This window comes from Cryobacterium sp. TMN-39-2 (assembly GCF_004402745.1).
GTDB lineage: Bacteria > Actinomycetota > Actinomycetes > Actinomycetales > Microbacteriaceae > Cryobacterium > Cryobacterium zongtaii.
In genome coordinates, this window is the sequence record NZ_SOFX01000003.1 from 58,647 (window position 1) to 77,793 (window position 19,147).

The window sequence follows — 19,147 nt, forward strand, 5'->3', positions numbered from 1 at the left end:
GGGGCAACCCACCGCGGCCAGCTAGGCTGGGAGAAAATCTCGAAGGGGGTCACCGCCATGGGCGCTGCAACGTTGCCGACTGGTTCACCGTCCCGGCGCCCGCTGTGGTTCGCCCTCGGCGCGGTGGGCGTGTTGCTGGTCGTGGCGCTGATCGTGGTGCTCGTCGTCTGGCGCGGGGGAGCGGGCACTCCCTCCGGCTCCGACGACTCCCTGCCGGGCACGCGCCCCACACCCACCGCAACCGCCGAGCCGCATGCCGTCGCCAGCGCCGCGCCCGCAGTGGCCGCCGGGCCGCGCCCCACCAGCTGCGAGGCGATCTACAGCCCCACCATGCTGGCCACCCTCAACGAGACCGGCAGCCTCAACCCCGAGTGGGCCGAGGAAGACGTCAACTCCGGCGTGCTGTTCGGCACCGATGACGAACAACTCATCGTCGTCATCGAGGGCGCAGAGCACCTCACCTGCGTATGGGGCAACCCAGACGGCGGCTCGGGCAGCGGCCTCACCTCCAACGTGGTCTTCGTCACGGCCGAGCAGTCCGAAGCGGTGCACCAGCGGCTGCTCGGCGACGGCCTGAACTGCTATGAAGAGCTCGGCGGCATCCGCTGCGTCGCCGAATCGACCGAGGGTGCCGAGGGCATCGCGGGCCAGTCGCACTTTCTGCGCGACGGCATCTGGCTGGCTACCCGCTACGTGAACGCGGGCCCGGATGGCTACACCCACGACATGGTCGCCACCGTCTGGGCCGGCGCCTAACCAGCACCTCCCTCGCCCGGTCGGGCTATGCTGTGCGCAAAATCCTCCGGGAGGATTGCGCTCAGGGAGGCGGAATGCCCGTTCATGGAACACCGACGATCACGGCCGGCGCACAGTGGGTGCTGCTGATCCTGGGCGGTATCGTGACCGTGTTCGTCGTGCTGGCCGCGGTGTGGGTGGTATTTTCACCCCGGCCCGTGCCCACCCCCGCAGCGGACCCCGACGCCCGGCCCGTGCCAGCAGCGCCGGCGGCGGCTGCCGCGGTCAGCGCCCCCACCGCCGTGCTCGAACCTGGCACTCCCAAGCCGGCCGCCTGCGAGCAGATCTACAGCCCAACGATGGTCGGTGCGTTCGGCGACCTGGTACTCAACCCGGCCTGGACCACCCAGCCCGGCGCCGATGTGCGCGACGGCGCCGACGACCCCGAGCTGCGCGCGATCATCAACGGAAGCGAGCACCTCAGCTGCCGGTGGGTCAGCCCCGCCGGGGCGTCCGACAGCGGCGTGTCCACCAGCGTGGTGTGGGTCACCGCCGAGCAGACCGCAGGCGTCGAGGGCCGCCTCCGCGCGCTGGGCATGGAGTGTTACGAGGAGCTGGACGGGCTGCGCTGCATCACCGAAACCACCACCGACGTCGGCCGCTACGGCCAGTCACACTTCCTGCGCGGCGGCATCTGGCTGGCAACCCTCTGGGTGAATGCCGGCCCAGATGGCTACACCCACGACATGGTCAACACGATCTGGGCCGGTGCCTGACCACGGCGCCGACGCGCCCACCCCCGATTAAGGGACTGGTGACACCGAAACGCCCGGAGATACCGTAATCTGTCACACAGGACGCCTCGGGCGCCGTCTTTCGCGCAGAATTTGTTCTCCCCGAGTTCCACCGCACAGCCACGATCCGGGGAGGGTCGAATGCCTACCCTGACCGAAATCCTGATTCTTCACGGCTCGTTGCCGATCGAATACCTCGACACGGTGATGAGTAACGATCCGGCCGACGAAGGTGCCGCCCGGGCCCTGGTGGAAAGCGGTGTTATCACGTCGCTGCAACTTGCCAAGGCCCGGGCCGCGCAGGCCAAACTGCCCTTTGTGGACCTGCTCGACTATCCGGTCGACCGCGCCGCCGTAGCCCTGGTTTCAGCCGCCGTTTGCAAACGCCACGAGGTGCTTCCGATCGCGGTCAGCATGAACCGCCTCGTGCTCGCGATGGTCAACCCCGGCAACGTCTTCGCACTCGATGACGTGATCGAGGCGGCGCGTATGCGCGTCAATCCGGTCGTCGTGGAGCGCGCCGACCTCTTGGCCGCCATCGAGCGCTACCACCGCGCCGACGACGAGCTGAGCAACCTCACCACTACCCTGCAGGAGGAACACGCCCCGGAGGAAAGCGCATTCGGAGTTTCGGACTCACTCGACGACGACGCTCCGATCGTGCGATTCGTGAACCTCCTGGTCAGCCAGGCCATTCAGGACAAGGCCTCCGACATCCACATCGAACCGGGCGAACACAGCCTGGGTGTGCGGTACCGCATCGACGGGGTGCTGCACGATATGCAGCGGGCGCCCAAGAGCATTCAAAACGGTGTCATCTCCCGGCTGAAGATTATGGCCGACATCGACATCGCCGAGCGACGCAAACCGCAGGACGGCCGCATGTCGGTCAGCCACGGCGGCCGGCATATCGACCTGCGGGTGGCCACGCTGCCCACTGTGTGGGGCGAAAAGGTCGTCATGCGAATCCTCGACAACTCCAGCACGTCGATGAGTCTGCAAGACCTCAACCTGCTGCCGGGCAACTTTGAGGCCTACCGAAGGTCCTATTCCAAGCCGTACGGCATGATCCTGGTCACTGGCCCCACAGGCTCGGGCAAGAGCACCACCCTGTACACGACCCTGCACACGGTGGCGCGGCCCGAGATCAACGTGATCACCGTCGAAGACCCGGTGGAATACCGGATGGCCGGCATCAACCAGGTTCAGGTGAACCCCAAGGCGGGACTCACCTTCGCCAGCGCGCTGCGCTCGATCCTGCGGTCCGACCCGGACGTGGTGCTGATCGGTGAGATCCGCGACCATGAGACCGCCCAGATCGCCATCGAAGCGTCCCTCACCGGTCACCTGGTGCTCTCCACCCTGCACACCAATGACGCGCCCAGCGCGGTCACCCGGCTCACCGAGATGGGTATCGAGCCGTTCCTCGTGGGCTCCGCCCTGGATTGTGTGGTCGCTCAGCGGCTCGCCCGGCGGCTCTGCGACCGCTGCAAAGCCCCGGATTCGCGCGATCCTGGCGAGCTGATGCACCTGCGTTTCAGTACCCCGCAAGACACCGAGGCGCCGGTACTGTTCAAACCGGTCGGCTGCCCGAGTTGCTCCAAGACCGGGTACCGCGGCAGGATCGCCGTGCACGAGGTGATGACTGTCTCCGAGGAGATCGAGCGGCTTACGGTGGCGCACGCCTCCAGCGCCGACATCGCCCAGGCCGCCCGCGATCAGGGCATGATCACCCTCCGCGAAGACGGCTGGACCAAAGTTCGGATGGGTTTGACCTCCATCGAAGAAGTTCTGCGAGTGGTCGCCTAGTGCCGAACGAGTGGATGCGTAGTGCCGAAGGGGAAATCAGTATGAGCCAGCCCATCTACGAGATTCCGGTGACGCCGCCGCAACGGCCGCAGAGCAGAGACGATCCCGACGCCGATCAGGCGACCGCCGTTCTTCCCGAGGCGCCGTTACCGTGGTACCTGCAGGACCCGGCGGATTCACCGCCCACCGAGCCGGTGGTGTTCAAGTCCATCTATGACCAGCCCACCAATACCGTGCCCGTCTACCCCACCCACGCGGAGCCTGCGCGCACAGTGGCCGACATCGATATCATCCCCGATTCGGCGCGACCCGACCTCACCCGCTCGGCTCTGGACCCCTCCAGCAACGAAGTGCTCCGACCCCGCGTAGATGTGCCTGCCGGAACTTCACGCCCCCGCCGGGCGCAGCGATTCGAGGATGTTGTCGAGGCCGACCAGGATATTCTGAACGCCCTCCAAGAGGTGCTCGACCTGGACGGCTCGGATCTGCATGTGACTGTCGGTGCACCACCGAACATCCGCGTGAACGGGTCGCTCCGCCCTCTCGACAACACCAACCGGTGGATGCGCGAGAAGGTGCAGTCCGCCCTGTATAGCCTGCTAACCCCTACGCAACGGGAGGAATTCGAGCGGGAGCTCGAACTAGACTTCGCGTACACCACGAGCGGTGCCCGGTTCCGGGTGAACTACTACCAGCAGCGCAACTCCATCGGTGGAGCCTTCCGGCTTATTCCGCGGGAGATCAAGCAGCTCAAGGACCTCGGCGTGCCGGAATCGGTGGGTCGTTTCGCCGCCATGGCCCGGGGTCTGGTCCTCGTCACGGGGCCCACCGGTTCGGGAAAATCCACCACACTTGCCGCGCTCGTAGACCAGGTCAACCGCACCCGCGCCGACCACATCGTCACCGTCGAAGACCCGATCGAGTTCTTGCACCGGCACCAGAAGTCGCTGGTGAACCAGCGCGAGGTCGGCGGCGACACGCACAGCTTCGCGGCCGCCCTCAAGCACGTGCTGCGGCAGGACCCCGACGTGATCCTGATCGGCGAGTTACGTGACCTTGAAACGATCTCGGTGGCGTTGACCGCCGCCGAGACCGGCCACCTCGTCTTCGCGACGCTGCACACCCAAAGCGCCGCCCAGACAATTGACCGCATCATCGACGTGTACCCGCCTCACCAACAGTCCCAGGTGCGTTCACAGCTCGCGGCGACGCTGCAGGGTGTGGTCTGCCAGACCCTGGTTAAACGGGTCGACGGCGGCCGTGTGGTGGCCACCGAGGTGCTGTTCGCGACTCCCGCCATCGCGAACCTCATTCGTGAGGGCAAGACCTACCAGATCTCCTCCGCCATGCAGGCCGGCAGGGAACAGGGGATGCACTCTTTGGATCAGCACCTTGCTGACTTGGTTAATTCGGGACTTATCAGCCGCAGGTCGGCGGAGGAAAAAGCACAGGATCCCGCGAGCCTCGCCCAGCTGATCAGACGCGTCGAGCTTGACCCGAGCGGTGGTGTCTCCGCTGGCAAATCAACGGGTGACACAGATTTCGGCGACGCATATTCTCCCGGAGCGTATTAAATGCCCAGCACCCAGGCCTACGCCTACAAGGGCCGCGATGCTGCTGGCCGCATCGTCAAGGGCCGCGTTGACGCCTCTTCTGAGCTAGCGGTCACCTCACGTCTGCGCACCATGGGACTCACTCCTATCTCGATCGCAGAGGCCTCGGCGGGCACTGGACTGAACCGAGAGATCAATATCGGCGGCTTCAGGAAGCGAGTGAAGCTCGCTGATCTGGCGATCATGAGTCGGCAGATGGCGACCATGATCTCGTCGGGTCTGTCGTTGTTGCGTACCCTGAACATCTTGGCGGAACAAACAGAAAGCAAAGCTCTAGCTGACATTCTCGGCAAGGTGCGATCCGATGTCGAAACTGGGTCTGCCCTGTCTGACGCTATGCAGCAGCATGCGGAAGACTTCCCGCCGCTGATGATCAACATGGTTCGTGCAGGCGAGACCGGGGGATTCCTCGAAAACTCGCTGACCTCAATCGCGGACAGTTTTGAAGCAGATGTGAAACTTCGAGGCACTATCAAGTCGGCGCTCACTTATCCGGTGATCGTGCTGATCATGGCGATTGTCGCCGTGGCCGCCATGCTGATCTTCATCGTGCCGGTGTTCAAGGGAATGTTCGAAGGGCTCGGGGGCACGCTGCCGCTACCCACCCAGATGCTGGTATGGCTGTCGGAGATGATGATTTACATCGTGCCGGTGGTTGTCATTGGGTCGGTCTTCTTCACCGTCTGGTGGCATAAAAACCGACACACCGAACGCGTGCGCAAGGTCATTGACCCCTTGAAGCTCAAGTTGCCGGTTTTCGGGCCCTTGATGACCAAGATTGCGGTGGCGCGTTTTACCCGCAATTTCTCGGCGATGATCGGAGCGGGCGTTCCCATTCTCAAGGCGCTTCAAATCGTCGGTGAGACCAGCGGAAGCTGGGTAGTCGAAATGGCACTACGGAACGTGGCGGAGTCAGTGCGGCAAGGCAAGTCCATTGCTGGACCCCTTGCCAACGAGCCGATCTTCCCGGCCATGGTGACTCAGATGATCGCTGTCGGGGAGGACTCGGGATCGCTCGAGCAGATGCTCGGCAAGATCGCTGACTTCTATGACGCCGAGGTCGAGTCAACCACCGAGCAGCTCACCTCGCTGATCGAACCGCTCATGGTGGCCTTCATCGGTGTGGTGGTGGGTGGCATGATAGTGGCTCTCTACCTTCCTGTTTTCGACATTTTCAAGCTCATCGAGTAGCTCGTGCACACGCCCAGACTTGGGCGGCAACGGCGGCCCGAGGTGTTGCGAGAATGAGCTGATGAAATCTCATATTTGGGCTGTCGACGCTATACATTCAACCACCCCCCGTTTTGGGGGTCATATTCACAGCTTATCTTCAGCAATCGTGTCGTTCTGGGATGCGGCTAGGTCGTAACCTCAGGTGAGGCACCCGAAAGCCTGTTTACCCCTTCACCCCCACAGAACAGGACGACCCATGCTCTCCATCTCGAGTGCCCTCTCCCGCCAGCGTGCCAAACTCGCCGACAAGGACGACAAGGGCTTCACCCTTATCGAACTTCTCGTCGTCGTGATCATCATCGGAATCCTCGCTGCGATCGCTATCCCCGTGTTTCTGGGCATTCAGGACAGCTCGAAGGATGCCGCCATTAAGTCGGACCTGGCAAACGCCAAGTCCGCCATCGTGGCCTACTACACCGACTCAGTGAGCCCGTCAGCGCTCGTGACGGCTGACCTTGCTGGCACCTCGACGGCCGGCGTCAAGCTCAAGAACTACGGCCTGACAATCACCGAGGGAGTCACCCTCTCATTCGGCACCGCCCCGGCCACCGGATCGACTGACTTTTGCATCAACGGAACCCGCACCGGCGGTGGGCCCTTCCGCATCAAGGCCAGCGAAGGCGTCAAGAACGTCGTCTGCTAGGTAGCTCACTGGGGCTTGGGCCCCGCTGGAGTGGGACGTCCAGTTCTTGGGCGTCCCACTCAGTCTTACGAAGGCAAGTGCAGGTGCAATGAGGGGTGAACCGGTGTCCCGACACAATGACGTGATCCGCGATGACGCAGCCGTCCGACCAAGCTCGGACGATGGATTGGGACTCATTGAGATTGTCGTCTGCATCTTTCTTATCGGGATCCTTGCTATTTCTTTCCTTCCTCTTTTCGCGCAGGGCATGCAGCTAGCCGTTCGAAATGCCACCATTGCATCCGCAACGCAGATTGCCAACGAGCAGCTGGAGATCGCCCGCGGCACTGCAACCAGCTGTGCGGCATTCACTGGCGCGGGTGGATACGGCCCTTCCACCCCGCCCGTCATGACCGACGCCCGCGGGACGAACTATCAGGCAACCCGTACCGTCAGCACGTGTCCGGCCACCTATCCGGGCATCGTGCAGGTCACCGTCTCGGTGGCGAAGGTCGGCGTTGCCGGTGCGCTTTCGTCGGCGACCACCTACGTCCGGCTGACGGCGGCATCCTGATGCGTCAGACACCGCAGACCAACCGCACGGCTGGCTTCACTCTTGTGGAACTCCTGATCTACTCCCTGCTTTTAGTGCTGGTCGTGTTCATCGGTGGCGGGCTGCTGGCCGGATCTTCACGCACGACCACCCTGGTGCGAAGCATGACGACCGCCACTTCCCTCGCACAGAAACTCACCTCAAGCGTGCAGGCTGGGGTGCGGGATGCGGTGGCGATTAAGACTCCGTACACGCCCACGGTCGCGGCAGTCGGTGTTGCCGGCACACAGTTACTCGTCGTCGAAACGACGACAGGGGGCGCGACCTCGTCGACTCAATGCCAGGCCTGGTTCTATGTGCCGAGCCATGGGGGCCAGCTTTTCGTGAGAACTGTCCCCCTGGCTGCCATCGTTCCGCCCAACGTGGCCTATCTGGCAAGCCTCCCGGCAAACACTCCCGCTGCGGCGCCGACAGGGTGGCAAATTTGGGGCGAGGGCGTAAACCAGTCGGGCGCGCTGCCTTTCACCAGAACCGGCAACCAGATCGGAATCTCACTGTCGATTGATGCGGGCACCTCCCCGGATGTCAAGGTCGTCAGCAGCGCTCTCGATCGTCAACCAACGGTAGGAGCGACGTCGACGTGCTTCTAGTTCGCGTGAAACGAAGGGTTCGGGAACTCCGCGAGGATGGCACTCGAGGCAGCGGCTTGATCCTGGTGATCTCGGTGATGGCTGTGCTGATTGTCCTGTCAACCCTCGTCGCTGGCATGACCACGCAATCCCTCGGTCAAACCTCCTCAGTGCGGGCTTCGGTGCAGTCCCTCGCGGCGGCGGAGGCTGGGGTTGATTATGTGGCTGCGCAGCTGACTGGCACCAACGCCTGCCAGGCAAGCTATTCCAACCCGGCAGTGGCCAACGCGCCGGTATTCACAGCTACGGTGCAGTATTCCCTCAGCGCATCGGGAAACACCTGGGCCTCCTGCCCCATCGGATCGGCTGCGGCGGTGCGGATAAAAATCGTTTCACAAGGCTCAGCCATCAATCGAGGCGTTGCCACACAATCCGCCCGTGACACCCGCAAGGTGGAAGTCATCTACGGCTACACCCCGTCGTCTCCGATCACGGCCAGCGGGGGCGCCATGTACTCCTACAACGCTGGCACATTCAACAGCTTCCGGGTGTTGTCCTCGACGTCCGTGGGCGACGTCATGATCAAGAAAGGCACCCTGAGCTGCACGGAATCCAGCTTGGTACAGGGAAAGGTGTACGTGGCGGAGGGCGACGCCATCCTCAACAACGCATGCCAGGTCACGGGCGACATTTGGGCAGCCGGCAAACTAACCCTGCAAAGCGGCCTCATCGGTGGCAACGCACTTTCGGCAAGCACTGGGGAAAGCACCTTCGGTCCCAACACCCGGGTCGGAGGCTTCGTCGATTTGGCGGGAACCGCCTTCACCAGCGCTAGCCGGTGCCCATCGCCGAACAACGGGTGGGATGAAAATGGTTACAAGTGCGCGATCAAGCAGTCCATCGCCACCGGCACTGTGACCTTTCGAGACACCACGGTGCAAGCCCCAGTCGTGCCTGACTGGCTCGACTACGGATTCGTACCCTCGACCTGGACCTCGGCTGGATTTCAGATTCTCTCGTGGCCGACCAGCGTTAACAACGCTGCAAACGTCTGTAATGTCGACGTCTCTTTCCAGGCCTCCACCTTCTTCACCGGCACCTTCGTCCCAATGAGTGTGCCCACGGTCTGGGACACCCGGACGGCCTGCCCCGGGGGACTCACCCTTGTTTCGGGCACCCTGGACTGGCAGATGAAGACCGATATCGCCTTCATCGAGAACAAGGTGACGATCCAGGGATTGAACGTCACCTCAAGTGATTCCGCAGCCAAGCGCCTCTGGTTTATCACCCCCGATTCAAACCTCACTAACCACGTTCCCGATTGCCCGGCAGGTGGAGGGGCGAGCGCGGTGAACACCACAACCGTAATCAACGCACCCGTCGTAGCCATGGTCTACACACCGTGCGGGATGTCCAACTCGAGCAATGCATGGCGAGGGCAGATCTATGGCAGCAAGGTGGATTTCAACAGCAACAGCAGTCTTACATTCGTGCCGGTGGGGATGCCCGGGGCTAACTTGAGTACCGGAACTTCCGGGAGCACTGGCGGCAGCGGCGGCGTACTCGGCTCGGAGCTGTCATCAAGAGACCTCAACGGGTGAGCCCGCTCGACGGCGTGGACGCTGCATTCATCGCTGTGGCGGGAATCTTCGGGATATTGATCGGCTCCTTCCTCAACGTTGTTGTCTACAGGGTGCCCAATGGGCGGTCGATAGTGAGTCCGCCGAGCGCATGCCCCGGTTGTGGAGCCTTAATCCGCCCGGTCGACAACATTCCGGTGATCTCGTGGTTGCTGCTACGGGGCCGGTGCCGCCAATGCCGAACTAGCATCTCGGTTCGCTACCCCGTTGTTGAGTTCGGAACGGGTGTGTTCTTTTCGGCTACCGTCGGCTGGGCACTCCTCGACAAGCCCTTGGCCGCACCAGCCGGCTCCGGCGTGGGACTTGCCCTGGCGTTGGTCGCGTACCTCTACCTGGCCGCCGTAAGCGTTGCCCTTGCACTCATCGACCTTGACACCCATACTCTGCCCGACCGCATCGTTTTGCCGTCCTATATCGTCGGGGCGTCGCTTTTTGGCACAATCAGTGTCGTCACTGGCGACTATGGGTCGCTACTCGGAGCCTGTGTCGGTATGGGCGCATTGTGGCTTTTCTATTTCCTGCTCGCTGTGGTCTACCCCGGTGGCATGGGCTTCGGCGATGTGAAACTCGCCGGAGTGCTAGGGCTATTTCTCGGCTGGCTAGGCTGGGGACCGCTCGTGGTGGGAGCCTTCGCTGCTTTCCTTCTCGGAGGTATGTACGCCATCGTCCTGGTCGTCACTCGTCAAGCCAGTCGCAAGTCAGGCATTCCTTTCGGCCCTTGGATGCTCATCGGCGCGTGGGTGGGCATTTTCGGTGGGCAGCAACTGTGGACCGCATACCTGGGCGCCTTCGGGCTGAGCTAGCTCGTGGACCAATACCTCTATTCAGCACCAAGCTCGGCAGGAAAGGACGTGTGGCCATGGTCGCAAGCGTCGTAGGAATTGACATCGGCAGCACCGGTATACGGGCGGTCGAATTGACCGGGGCGAGTAAACCGCAGCCTACAATCACTCGGTACCACAGCGTCCCCCTTCCAGAGGGTGCCGTTGCCCGTGGCGAGGTGCAGGAAGTCAACACCGTGGCAGAGGCCCTCAAGCTACTGTGGTCGAGCGGAGGGTTTGCCACCAAGGACGTTGTGATCGGTATGGGCAATCACCGCGTGCTCGTGCGTGACCTCGCGCTCCCGAAGGCCTCAAAGGCGCGTATCCGTGAATCCCTGCCGTTTCACGTTCAGGACATGCTGTCAGTACCCGTGTCAGATGCTCTTCTCGATTTCTATCCCATCGCCGAGGTGGACGAGGGAGAGGGCCCGCAGGTCCGGGGACTCCTAGTTGCCGCCGTCAAAGCGTCCGTGGAGGGCAACGTGAAGGCCGTCCAGCTCGCTGGGCTTCGTCCCGTCGAGGTCGATCTCATTCCGTTTGCCCTGAGCCGGGTCATCTACCGCGGCCAATCCGATCCCGGGGTCGTCGTGCAGATCGACGTCGGTGCGCGTACGACCAGTGTGGTCGTTACGATCCTCGGAGTTCCCCAGTTCGTGCGCATCATCCCGGCAGGCAGTGATGACCTCACACAGGCGATCGCCACCCGGCTGCCGACGGCCATTGAGGACGCCGATGTGATCAAGCGGTCCCACGGGCTGGCCCCGAGTGGGGTCGAGCCAGGATATGAACATGCCGTCACCATCATTCGTGAGGTGGCAACCGAAATTCTCAACAGCCTGAGGAATACCATCACCTATTTCGTGAACACACGCCCTGGACTCACCGTCGACCGTCTGGTTCTCACGGGCGGCGGCAGCGAACTTATCGGATTCGGTCCGGCGCTGGGGGAACTCACGCGGCTACCGGTGGTGCGACCGGAGCCCCTCGGGGCCGTCACCTTCGCTCGAGGACTCAGCGCTGAAGACTTCAGCCGTACCCGTGGAGAGTACCTTGTGGCACTCGGCCTCGCTCTGGGTAGCGCAGCATGATCGGGACAACGCACGACAGCGAATTGGTCCTCGGCGGTGAGCCTCGCGTCAGCCTGTTGCCACCTGAAGTGGCGGCAGAAGCGAGGGGCCGGTCCCTGCGTCGTGGCCTGGCACTAGTCACAGGCGGAATCATGCTCATCGTGGCCGTCGGCGTCGCCGCCGCGGCCTGGCATTCGGCACAGAGCGTTGTGCGCTTAGCCGATGCCCAGTCGGTCTCGGCCGAGTTGCTGAGCGAGCAGCAGACGTACATATCGGTGCGTGAGGTTCAGGGGCACGTTGACCTCGCCCATGCGGCGCGAGAGGTCGGTTCCGCCACCGAAATCGACTGGAAGGCGTTCCTTCTTGACGTGCGGTCACTCTTGCCGGCGGATGTCTCGATCGATGGGGTGGACATAACCTCGTCGTCACCGCTCGAGCTCTATCCGCAGGCCACGTCGCCCCTGCAGCCTGCACGCGTAGCCACACTCGACCTCACCCTGAGCGCGCCCGGTCTCCCCGCGGTGCCAGAGTGGCTCGACGCGCTCGAATCGCTGCCCGGTTTCGCGGACGCCTCCCCTGGATCCATAGCTCTGGGGGACAACGGCGGCTACAAGGTTGGCGTCAAGGTTCATGTCAACGAGGAGGCGTTCTCCGGTCGGTTTAGTTCGACAGCTGCTGATGCCGCTGACGCCACGTCAACAGATGAGACGGAGTAGAGATGTCCACGCAACGATGGTGGGTCATCGGATCCGCACTGGTGATCGCCGCAACCCTTATTTTCGGATGGATGTTAGGGGTGGGGCCGCTGCTGAGCAGCGCTCGTGCCGCCGATCAGGAGCGGCTGAGCGTCGAGTCTCAAAATCAGGCGTATGAGCAACAGCTTTCAGCTCTGAAGGAGCAGTACAGGGGTATGGAGGGGCTGGCCGAACAACTTGACGAGCTGCGCAGTGAGCTCCCGCCTGGGGCCGAGCTGCCTACGTTCGTCAGGCAGCTCAACACAATCGCGCAGGAGAGCTCAGTCACCTTCACCTCAATCAGCGTGAGTGACGCCGTTTCGTACGCGCCAGTCGTAGTTGAAGGCACGGAAGTCGCGGCGCCGGCTGACGATGAGGCCGCGAGTGCGGAAGCAGCAACGGACGATACTGAGGCGGAGGCGCCCGTTGCCGTCCCGGGGGTGCCTTTTTCGAACCCGCTGATCACCGCAGAGAACTTCGTAGCCATCCCCGTCGATCTCGTCCTTACCGGCGGCTACGGAAACGTCTTGAACTTCCTGGAGGGTCTCCAGACAGGCACACGGCTTGTCACCGTGACGAAGTTCAATACAATCCCGTCAGCGGCTGGCGCAACGACGTTGCCCGAAGGTGGCGAATCCGTGTCTGTGCCTGCTGCCGGTTCGACCGTGACCGGTACTATCTCGGCCCTCATCTACGTGCTGCTCGACCCCACCGCGCAGGCCGAAGCAGGTTAACCGCCGCGCGCCCCGAGCTTCCGTCGACTTGTCGCCCCTGATTGCTACAGTGGCAGCACAGAGCTACGGCCGCGAGGCTCACGAGGAGTGCAGCATGACCGACACCACGCCCCCCGAGGGCAACAAGAATCACAACCCGGATGCGCCCACCGAGCACATCTACGACGATGCGAACCCGGAGCCCACCACCGTGGCCGACCCGAGCAAGACCGTCGACCAGCCTGTGCGCGAACCGGTGGCCGAGACCTCGACGCCGGAGCCTGCCTACGTTCCCGGCGAGCCGATCGACTATGAGCCGGCCACTCCGGTGACGGTCAACGCGTCGGAGGCGCAGACCGAGAAGGTCGAACGCCTTACCGCCGAGCCCACTCCGGCCGAGGTCGCCCGCGATGAAGCAGTTGCGGAGCAGAAGAACTACACGCCCACCTACGTGCCCACCCCGGCAGCCGCGACGGTCCCCGCCGCAGCCGCGCAGCCCACGGTGCAGCCGCCGGTGCAGCAGCAGACCCAGCAGTTCTCGCAGAGCCCGGTGTACGTCACCGCTCCCACCCCGCCCAAGACCCTGGGCAACCGGGCCGCCGGCATCCTCATCGGCCTGATCGCCACCGCGGTCTTCGCCGGGGTCTACGCGGTGATCGCGTTCTTCATCTCCGCGGCCAACGCCGCCAACGTCGCCGACGCGACCGCCCGGTTCACCGACTTCCTGGTGCTGCCGGTCTACTACGTGCCGGTGATCTTCTTCTTCCTCGCCTTCGCGCTGCTGGTCGCGGTGCTCAACCGTGCCGGCTGGTGGGCCTACGTGCTCGGCGGCTTCCTTGTCGCCGTGGTCGTGTACTTCTCCTACATCGGCGGCGCCCTGCTCGCCGTGCAGGCGTGGAACCTGACGCCCGCCGAAGCTGCCCGCTTCGTGAGCACTCAGTGGTTGAACCCCGGCGCCATCGCCGCGGCCGTCGTGGCCCGCGAGGTGCCCATCTGGTTCGGCGCCTGGATCGCCCGCCGCGGCCGCAGCATCACCGCTAAGAACATCGCCGCCAAGGCCGAATACGAGCGTCAGCTCGCCGAAGGACCGCAGCTCGCCCGTCCGGTCTAACCGCTGGCAGTGCGGGGGGAGCACAGAATGCGCGATTACCAGAAATACGCGACCGTCGTCGCGGTTTTCGCGACCGTGCTTTACGCCGCACTGCTCGTGGCCGCGTTCGGCCTGATCAGCCTGGCCACTAACCTCGAGGTCATCGCCGACAGGTCGGCCGGCACCCTGGTGGGCCCCACCATGACGGCCGTCGCCGTGCTGCTGGTGCTGCTCATGCTGATCGTTCTCGGCGTCAACACCCCACCCGACAAGCAACGCGTCGTGGTGGGGTTTGCAGTTGCCACCGGCATCGCCGCGTACGGCCTGTTCGTCGTCACCGGAGCCATCCTCGTGGCCGCCGGCAATGGCCAACCCTTGGGCGTACTGCTGTTCGCCGGCAGCATGCTCGCCAGCCCGTTCGCCCTCACCGTTGGTGCGCTGGCCTTTCTCGTTGCGCTCGTCTACTCGATCCTGCTGGCCTCGCACTACGGCGAGCACGGCCGGCCGCTCTGGCCGTGGGAGCGCCGCGGCGAATAGCACGTCACCCCGCACCGCCAGCTCTACTGACATAGGAACTGAATGCGCCTCAAGCTCACCCTGGTTCGCCCCAACGGCGCCGCCAGCGACATCATCGTCACCGCGGATGCGGCAGCCACGATCTCCGAAATCGCCGGCACCATCAGCCGGGTCGACGCGCAGACCACGCACTCACCGGACCGGTTCCTCACCCTGCGGGCAACGCTGCCCGGCCAGAGCGTGCCACTGACCCTGCCGCCGGACGGCCCGGTGGGGGAGGCCTGGATCGGCTCCGGCGCATCCGTGAGCCTCGCCGACGCCGGTGTGCTCTACCAGGCCCCGTCAACGCTGACGGCGCAGCCGGTAGCTCAGCTCAAGGTGCTCTCCGGGCCGGATGAAGGCCGCGAGTTCCCGCTGGCGCCCGGCAGCCTGCTGGTGGGCCGCGACGCCGCCTGCGACATCGTGCTGCACGACAGCCTGGTGTCGAAGAAGCACGTGCGGCTGGAGATCGGCGAGGCCGTGGAGGTCATCGACCTCGGCAGCGCCAACGGGGTCGTCGTGGACGGCGGCATCGTGGGCCGGCTGCGCATCGCCAAGACCGAACGGATGCTGCTCGGCGACTCCGAGGTCGAAATCAGCCTGGTCGCCGGCGCCGCGCCCGAAAGCGCGCCCAAACCCGGCCCGATCTTCTTCAACCGGTCGCCCAAGGTGGAGAAACGCTACATCGGCCAGGAGTTCGTCTCCCCGGAGGTGCCCACCGAGAAGGAGGACGCACCGTTCCCGCTGCTGGCGATGATCACCCCGCTGCTGCTGGGCGGGGCGATGTTCGCGCTCACCAAGAGCCCCACCACCCTGCTGTTCTGTCTGCTCTCCCCGGTCATGCTGATCGGCAACTTCTTCACCACCAAGGGCCGTGACAAACGCCGGATGGCCAAGGCCGTGGCCAAGTTCAGTGCCCGGCTCGAGGTACTCACCAATCGGCTGGCCACCGAACGCGTCATCGAGCACGAGCTGCGGCTCAAGGAGTCGCCCTCCACCCTGGAGGCCCACGAGCACGCCATGAATCGCGGGCCGATGCTCTGGACCCGCCGTCCCGAACACTGGTCGTTCCTGAACGTGCGGCTCGGCTGCGGCACCATGAACTCCCGCAACACCATCGCCGACTCCAGCCGCGGCGACATGCTGCCGGAGTTCGAGGAGAAGCTCACCGAAGTCATCAACGCCAACCGCACCCTCGACGGCGTGCCGCTGATCGACAACCTCTACGACTCCGGCGCACTCGGCATCGCCGGCTCACCCGCCCAGGCGATGGGCTCGATCAACTCGATCCTGGTGCAGCTCACCGCACTGCACTCCCCGGCCGAACTTGTCGTCGCCTCCCTGGTCACGCCGCGCTGGTCCCGTGAGCTGGAATGGCTCAAGTGGATGCCCCACACTTCCTCCCCGCACAGCCCCATCGAAGGAAGCCACCTCGCCGACAGCGCCGCCAGTGCCAGCGCGGTGCTTTCCGGCATCGAGGGTGTTGTGGAGCAGCGCCTCGCCCAGGCCAAGGCCAGCCGCCGCGGCGCCATGGTGCAAACGGATGCCGCGCTCGAGCGCGGCGGCGAGGTCGGCGCATCCGGCACCAAGGAGGGCACCAAGTCGGCCATCCCCGCGATTGTGCTGCTGATCTCGGACGACGTGGCCATCGACCGGGCCCGGCTCGTGCAGCTTGCCGAGATCGCCGCCGACGCCGGCGTGTACCCCATCTGGATCGGCCCGACCGTGGCGGCACTGCCCGCTGTCTGTCGCACCTACCTGCACCTCGGCGACGAACCCGGCATCGCCACCGTCGGTTTCGTGCGCCTGGGCGAGACCATCGACAACGTCGTCACCGAACAGGTCGACTCCGCCGCCGCCCTCGAATTCGCCAAGCGGATGGCCCCGGTCATCGACGCCGGCGCCCTCGTCGCCGACGCCAGCGACCTGCCCCGCACCGTGTCGCTGGTCACCCTGCTCGGCCATGACATGGTCGAGACCAGCGCCGCGGTCATCGACCGGTGGCAGCAGAACACCTCCATCCATGACCGAAGCGGCGGCACCCCGAAACCGCGCCGGGCCGGCAAGTTGCGCGCCATCATCGGCTCCGCCGGCGTCGACGCCATGCACCTGGACCTCCGCACCCAGGGCCCGCACGCCCTCGTGGGCGGCACCACCGGCGCCGGCAAGAGCGAGTTCCTGCAGGCCTGGGTGCTTGGCATGGCCGCCGAGTACAGCCCCGACCGGGTCACCTTCCTGTTCGTGGACTACAAGGGCGGCTCGGCCTTCGCCGACTGCGTCACCCTGCCGCACTGCGTGGGACTGGTCACCGACCTCAGCCCGCACCTGGTGCGCCGCGCGCTCACCAGCCTGCGCGCCGAACTGCACCACCGCGAGCACCTGCTCAACCGCAAGAAGGCCAAGGACCTGCTCGAGCTGGAGAAGCGCGGCGACCCCGACAGCCCGCCCGCCCTGGTGCTGGTGATCGACGAGTTCGCGGCCCTGGCCACCGAGGTGCCCGAGTTCGTCGACGGTGTCGTCGACATCGCCCAGCGCGGCCGGTCGCTCGGCATCCACCTGATCATGGCCACCCAGCGTCCCGCCGGCGTGATCAAAGACAACCTGCGCGCCAACACCCCGCTGCGCATCGCCCTGCGGATGGCAGACGAGTCCGACAGCACCGACGTGATCGGCACCAAGGAATCCGCCCACTTCGACCCGGCCATCCCCGGCCGCGGCGTCGCCAAGACCGGCCCCGGCCGGCTCGCCCAGTTCCAGTCCGCCTACGCCGGCGGCTGGACCAGCCGCGAACCCGAGCGGGCCGGCATCGACGTGCACGAACTGCGGTTCGGCGCGGAAAGCCGTTGGGAGGAGCCCCGAGCGGTCGACTACGTCGACGAAGACCGCGACCTCGGCCCCACCGACCAGCAACGCCTGGTCACCACCATCATCGGCGCCAACGCCGTCACCGGCATCCCCGCGCCCCGGCGGCCGTGGCTCGACGAACTCGCCGGTGCCTACGACCTCAGCCTGCTGCGGCAGCGCACGGATGCCGAACTCCTGCTCGGCGTCTCCGACATCGCCGAGCAGCAGCAGCAGGTTTCCGCGTACTTCCGGCCCGACATCGACGGTCACATCTCCATCTTCGGCACCGGTGGCTCCGGCAAGTCCGCGGTGCTGCGCACCCTCGCCTGCGCGGCCGCGATCACCCCGCGCGGTGGCCCGGTGCACGTATACGGGCTCGACTTCGGTGCCGGCAGCCTGCGCATGCTCGAGCAGCTGCCGCACGTCGGTTCGATCATCATGGGTGAGGACGTCGAACGGGTCGTGCGGTTGTTCCGCACCCTGCAGGGTGAAATCGACCGCCGCAAGGCGCTGTACGCCGAGGCGAACGCGTCGAACATCACCGAATACCGTCAGCTGGCCAACCAGCCGGCCGAGCCGCGCATCCTGCTGCTCATCGACGGGTTCCCCAACTTCCGCAACGACTTCGAGATCGCGGCCGGCCGCGCGCAGTGGTTCGACGTGTTCAAGGACATCCTCTCCGACGGCCGCCAGCTGGGCATGCACGTGGCGATCACCGCCGACCGGGCCGGCGCGGTGCCCGCGTCGATCTCCTCGGCGATCCAGCGCAAGGTGGTACTGCGCCTGGCCGACGACGGTTACGGCATGCTCGACGTGCCCGGCGACATCCTGAGCATCAAGTCGCCGGCCGGCCGCGCCATTGTGGACGGCTTCGAAACCCAGATCGCCATCCTCGGCGGCTTGTCGGCGCAGTCCGCGCAGTCAGCCGCCACCAAGCGGCTCGCCGACGCCATGCGCCGTGCCGGCGTGGCCGAGGCGCCGTCGATCGGGGCGCTGCCCAAGGAGTTCCCGCAGGCGCAGTTGCCCGCCCGGATCGGCGACCGGGTGGTGCTCGGCCTTGGCGACATCGACCTGGGCCCGGCCGGCTTCGAGCCCAGCGGCACCCTGCTGCTGGCGGGCCCGCCGGCCAGCGGCCGCAGCACCGCCATCGAATCGATCGCGCTGGCGTTCAAACGGTTCGAACCGGATGCGCGCCTGTACTACTTCGGCAACGCCCGCTCGCCGATCTCCCGGCTGGGTTTGTGGACCGAGGCCGCGACCACGGTGGACGCCATCGCGGCGTTGGCCAAGGACCTTGCGGCGGCGGTCGCCGACCCCGACACCGAGGGCCGCATCGCGGTGTTCGTCGAGAGTCTGGGTGACTTCCTCCAGACGCCCGCCGACGGCGGCATCCTCGAACTCACCCGGGCGGTCAAGCGCAGCGATCACTTTTTGCTCGCTGAGGCCGAGACCAGCGCCTGGAACTCGTCCTGGCCGCTGTTCGGCGAGATCAAGAACGCCCGCCGCGGACTGCTGCTGCAGCCCGAATCGGTCGAGGGCGACATCCTGCTGAAGACCGCTCTGCCGCGGATGAACCGGGCGGAGTTCCCGCCCGGCCGTGGCGTACTGATCGCCAAGGGCAACTTCGTGCGGGTGCAGCTGCCGCTGCTCTCGTGACGTCGAGTCGCGGGACCTCGATGGGGACCGCTGCCCATC

Annotated in this window: 16 protein-coding genes; all 16 read left to right on the forward strand. The window is 65.1% G+C overall.

All coding sequences use genetic code 11. The features are described 5' to 3' along the window. The first annotated feature begins 57 nt into the window (after positions 1-57). The 16 genes from E3O57_RS00405 to E3O57_RS00480 all read left to right on the forward strand — a co-directional run bounded on the left by E3O57_RS00405 (position 58) and on the right by E3O57_RS00480 (position 19,108). Positions 58-756: a hypothetical protein gene (locus E3O57_RS00405; protein ID WP_103459138.1), complete on the forward strand. Its 699-nt coding sequence runs from the start codon at positions 58-60 to the stop codon at positions 754-756. Between the two features lie 74 nt (positions 757-830). Then, positions 831-1,511: a hypothetical protein gene (locus tag E3O57_RS00410; RefSeq protein ID WP_103459139.1), complete on the forward strand. Its 681-nt coding sequence runs from the start codon at positions 831-833 to the stop codon at positions 1,509-1,511. 159 nt (positions 1,512-1,670) lie between these two features. Next, complete coding sequence (locus E3O57_RS00415) at positions 1,671-3,338, forward strand: GspE/PulE family protein (RefSeq protein ID WP_103459140.1); 1,668 nt, start codon at positions 1,671-1,673, stop codon at positions 3,336-3,338. 41 nt (positions 3,339-3,379) lie between these two features. Further along, positions 3,380-4,912, forward strand: coding sequence for a type IV pilus twitching motility protein PilT (locus E3O57_RS00420; protein WP_103459141.1), 1,533 nt, complete (start codon positions 3,380-3,382; stop codon positions 4,910-4,912). Then, positions 4,913-6,142, forward strand: coding sequence for a type II secretion system F family protein (locus E3O57_RS00425; protein WP_103478898.1), 1,230 nt, complete (start codon positions 4,913-4,915; stop codon positions 6,140-6,142). It abuts the gene before it with no gap. 238 nt (positions 6,143-6,380) lie between these two features. Beyond that, positions 6,381-6,827 carry a type IV pilin protein gene (locus E3O57_RS19175; RefSeq protein WP_279326924.1) on the forward strand — a complete coding sequence of 149 codons (447 nt, stop codon included), beginning with the start codon at positions 6,381-6,383 and terminating at the stop codon, positions 6,825-6,827. Between the two features lie 121 nt (positions 6,828-6,948). Further along, positions 6,949-7,380, forward strand: a complete 432-nt coding sequence (locus E3O57_RS00435) for a type II secretion system protein (RefSeq protein WP_133159731.1) — start codon at positions 6,949-6,951, stop codon at positions 7,378-7,380. Next, a complete protein-coding gene (locus tag E3O57_RS00440; RefSeq protein ID WP_103459143.1) occupies positions 7,380-8,009 on the forward strand; it encodes a hypothetical protein in 630 nt (209 codons plus the stop codon). The genes E3O57_RS00435 and E3O57_RS00440 overlap by 1 nt, the downstream gene beginning before the upstream one ends. Before the next feature lie 56 nt (positions 8,010-8,065). Beyond that, a complete protein-coding gene (locus E3O57_RS00445) occupies positions 8,066-9,589 on the forward strand; it encodes a hypothetical protein (RefSeq protein ID WP_103478899.1) in 1,524 nt (507 codons plus the stop codon). Then, on the forward strand, positions 9,586-10,431 hold the full coding sequence (locus E3O57_RS00450; RefSeq protein ID WP_241990248.1) for an A24 family peptidase: 846 nt from the start codon (positions 9,586-9,588) through the stop codon (positions 10,429-10,431). The genes E3O57_RS00445 and E3O57_RS00450 overlap by 4 nt, the downstream gene beginning before the upstream one ends. Positions 10,432-10,487: 56 nt before the next feature. Beyond that, entirely contained in the window at positions 10,488-11,537 is a 1,050-nt protein-coding gene (gene pilM, locus E3O57_RS00455; RefSeq protein ID WP_103459270.1) for a type IV pilus assembly protein PilM, read from the forward strand. A 131-nt stretch (positions 11,538-11,668) separates the two neighbouring features. Then, positions 11,669-12,232, forward strand: coding sequence for a hypothetical protein (locus E3O57_RS00460; protein ID WP_103459145.1), 564 nt, complete (start codon positions 11,669-11,671; stop codon positions 12,230-12,232). A 2-nt stretch (positions 12,233-12,234) separates the two neighbouring features. Beyond that, positions 12,235-12,984, forward strand: coding sequence for a type 4a pilus biogenesis protein PilO (locus E3O57_RS00465; protein WP_103459146.1), 750 nt, complete (start codon positions 12,235-12,237; stop codon positions 12,982-12,984). Positions 12,985-13,078: 94 nt separating this feature from the next. Continuing rightward, positions 13,079-14,074 (forward strand): hypothetical protein, encoded by a 996-nt coding sequence (locus E3O57_RS00470; protein ID WP_103478900.1) that lies wholly within the window; start codon positions 13,079-13,081, stop codon positions 14,072-14,074. Between the two features lie 27 nt (positions 14,075-14,101). Further along, on the forward strand, positions 14,102-14,590 hold the full coding sequence (locus E3O57_RS00475; protein ID WP_103478901.1) for a hypothetical protein: 489 nt from the start codon (positions 14,102-14,104) through the stop codon (positions 14,588-14,590). 42 nt (positions 14,591-14,632) lie between these two features. Continuing rightward, positions 14,633-19,108, forward strand: coding sequence for an FtsK/SpoIIIE domain-containing protein (locus E3O57_RS00480; RefSeq protein WP_103459148.1), 4,476 nt, complete (start codon positions 14,633-14,635; stop codon positions 19,106-19,108). The last annotated feature ends 39 nt before the right edge of the window (positions 19,109-19,147 follow it).

Bases quoted from the DNA above. Each gene is read 5' to 3' on its own strand.
- E3O57_RS00405 (WP_103459138.1), top strand. From the start codon at position 58: ATGGGCGCTGCAACGTTGCCGACTGGTTCACCGTCCCGGCGCCCGCTG.
- E3O57_RS00410 (WP_103459139.1), top strand. From the start codon at position 831: ATGCCCGTTCATGGAACACCGACGATCACGGCCGGCGCACAGTGGGTG.
- E3O57_RS00415 (WP_103459140.1), top strand. From the start codon at position 1,671: ATGCCTACCCTGACCGAAATCCTGATTCTTCACGGCTCGTTGCCGATC.
- E3O57_RS00420 (WP_103459141.1), top strand. From the start codon at position 3,380: ATGAGCCAGCCCATCTACGAGATTCCGGTGACGCCGCCGCAACGGCCG.
- E3O57_RS00425 (WP_103478898.1), top strand. From the start codon at position 4,913: ATGCCCAGCACCCAGGCCTACGCCTACAAGGGCCGCGATGCTGCTGGC.
- E3O57_RS19175 (WP_279326924.1), top strand. From the start codon at position 6,381: ATGCTCTCCATCTCGAGTGCCCTCTCCCGCCAGCGTGCCAAACTCGCC.
- E3O57_RS00440 (WP_103459143.1), top strand. From the start codon at position 7,380: ATGCGTCAGACACCGCAGACCAACCGCACGGCTGGCTTCACTCTTGTG.
- pilM (WP_103459270.1), top strand. From the start codon at position 10,488: ATGGTCGCAAGCGTCGTAGGAATTGACATCGGCAGCACCGGTATACGG.
- E3O57_RS00460 (WP_103459145.1), top strand. From the start codon at position 11,669: ATGCTCATCGTGGCCGTCGGCGTCGCCGCCGCGGCCTGGCATTCGGCA.
- E3O57_RS00465 (WP_103459146.1), top strand. From the start codon at position 12,235: ATGTCCACGCAACGATGGTGGGTCATCGGATCCGCACTGGTGATCGCC.
- E3O57_RS00470 (WP_103478900.1), top strand. From the start codon at position 13,079: ATGACCGACACCACGCCCCCCGAGGGCAACAAGAATCACAACCCGGAT.
- E3O57_RS00475 (WP_103478901.1), top strand. From the start codon at position 14,102: ATGCGCGATTACCAGAAATACGCGACCGTCGTCGCGGTTTTCGCGACC.
- E3O57_RS00480 (WP_103459148.1), top strand. From the start codon at position 14,633: ATGCGCCTCAAGCTCACCCTGGTTCGCCCCAACGGCGCCGCCAGCGAC.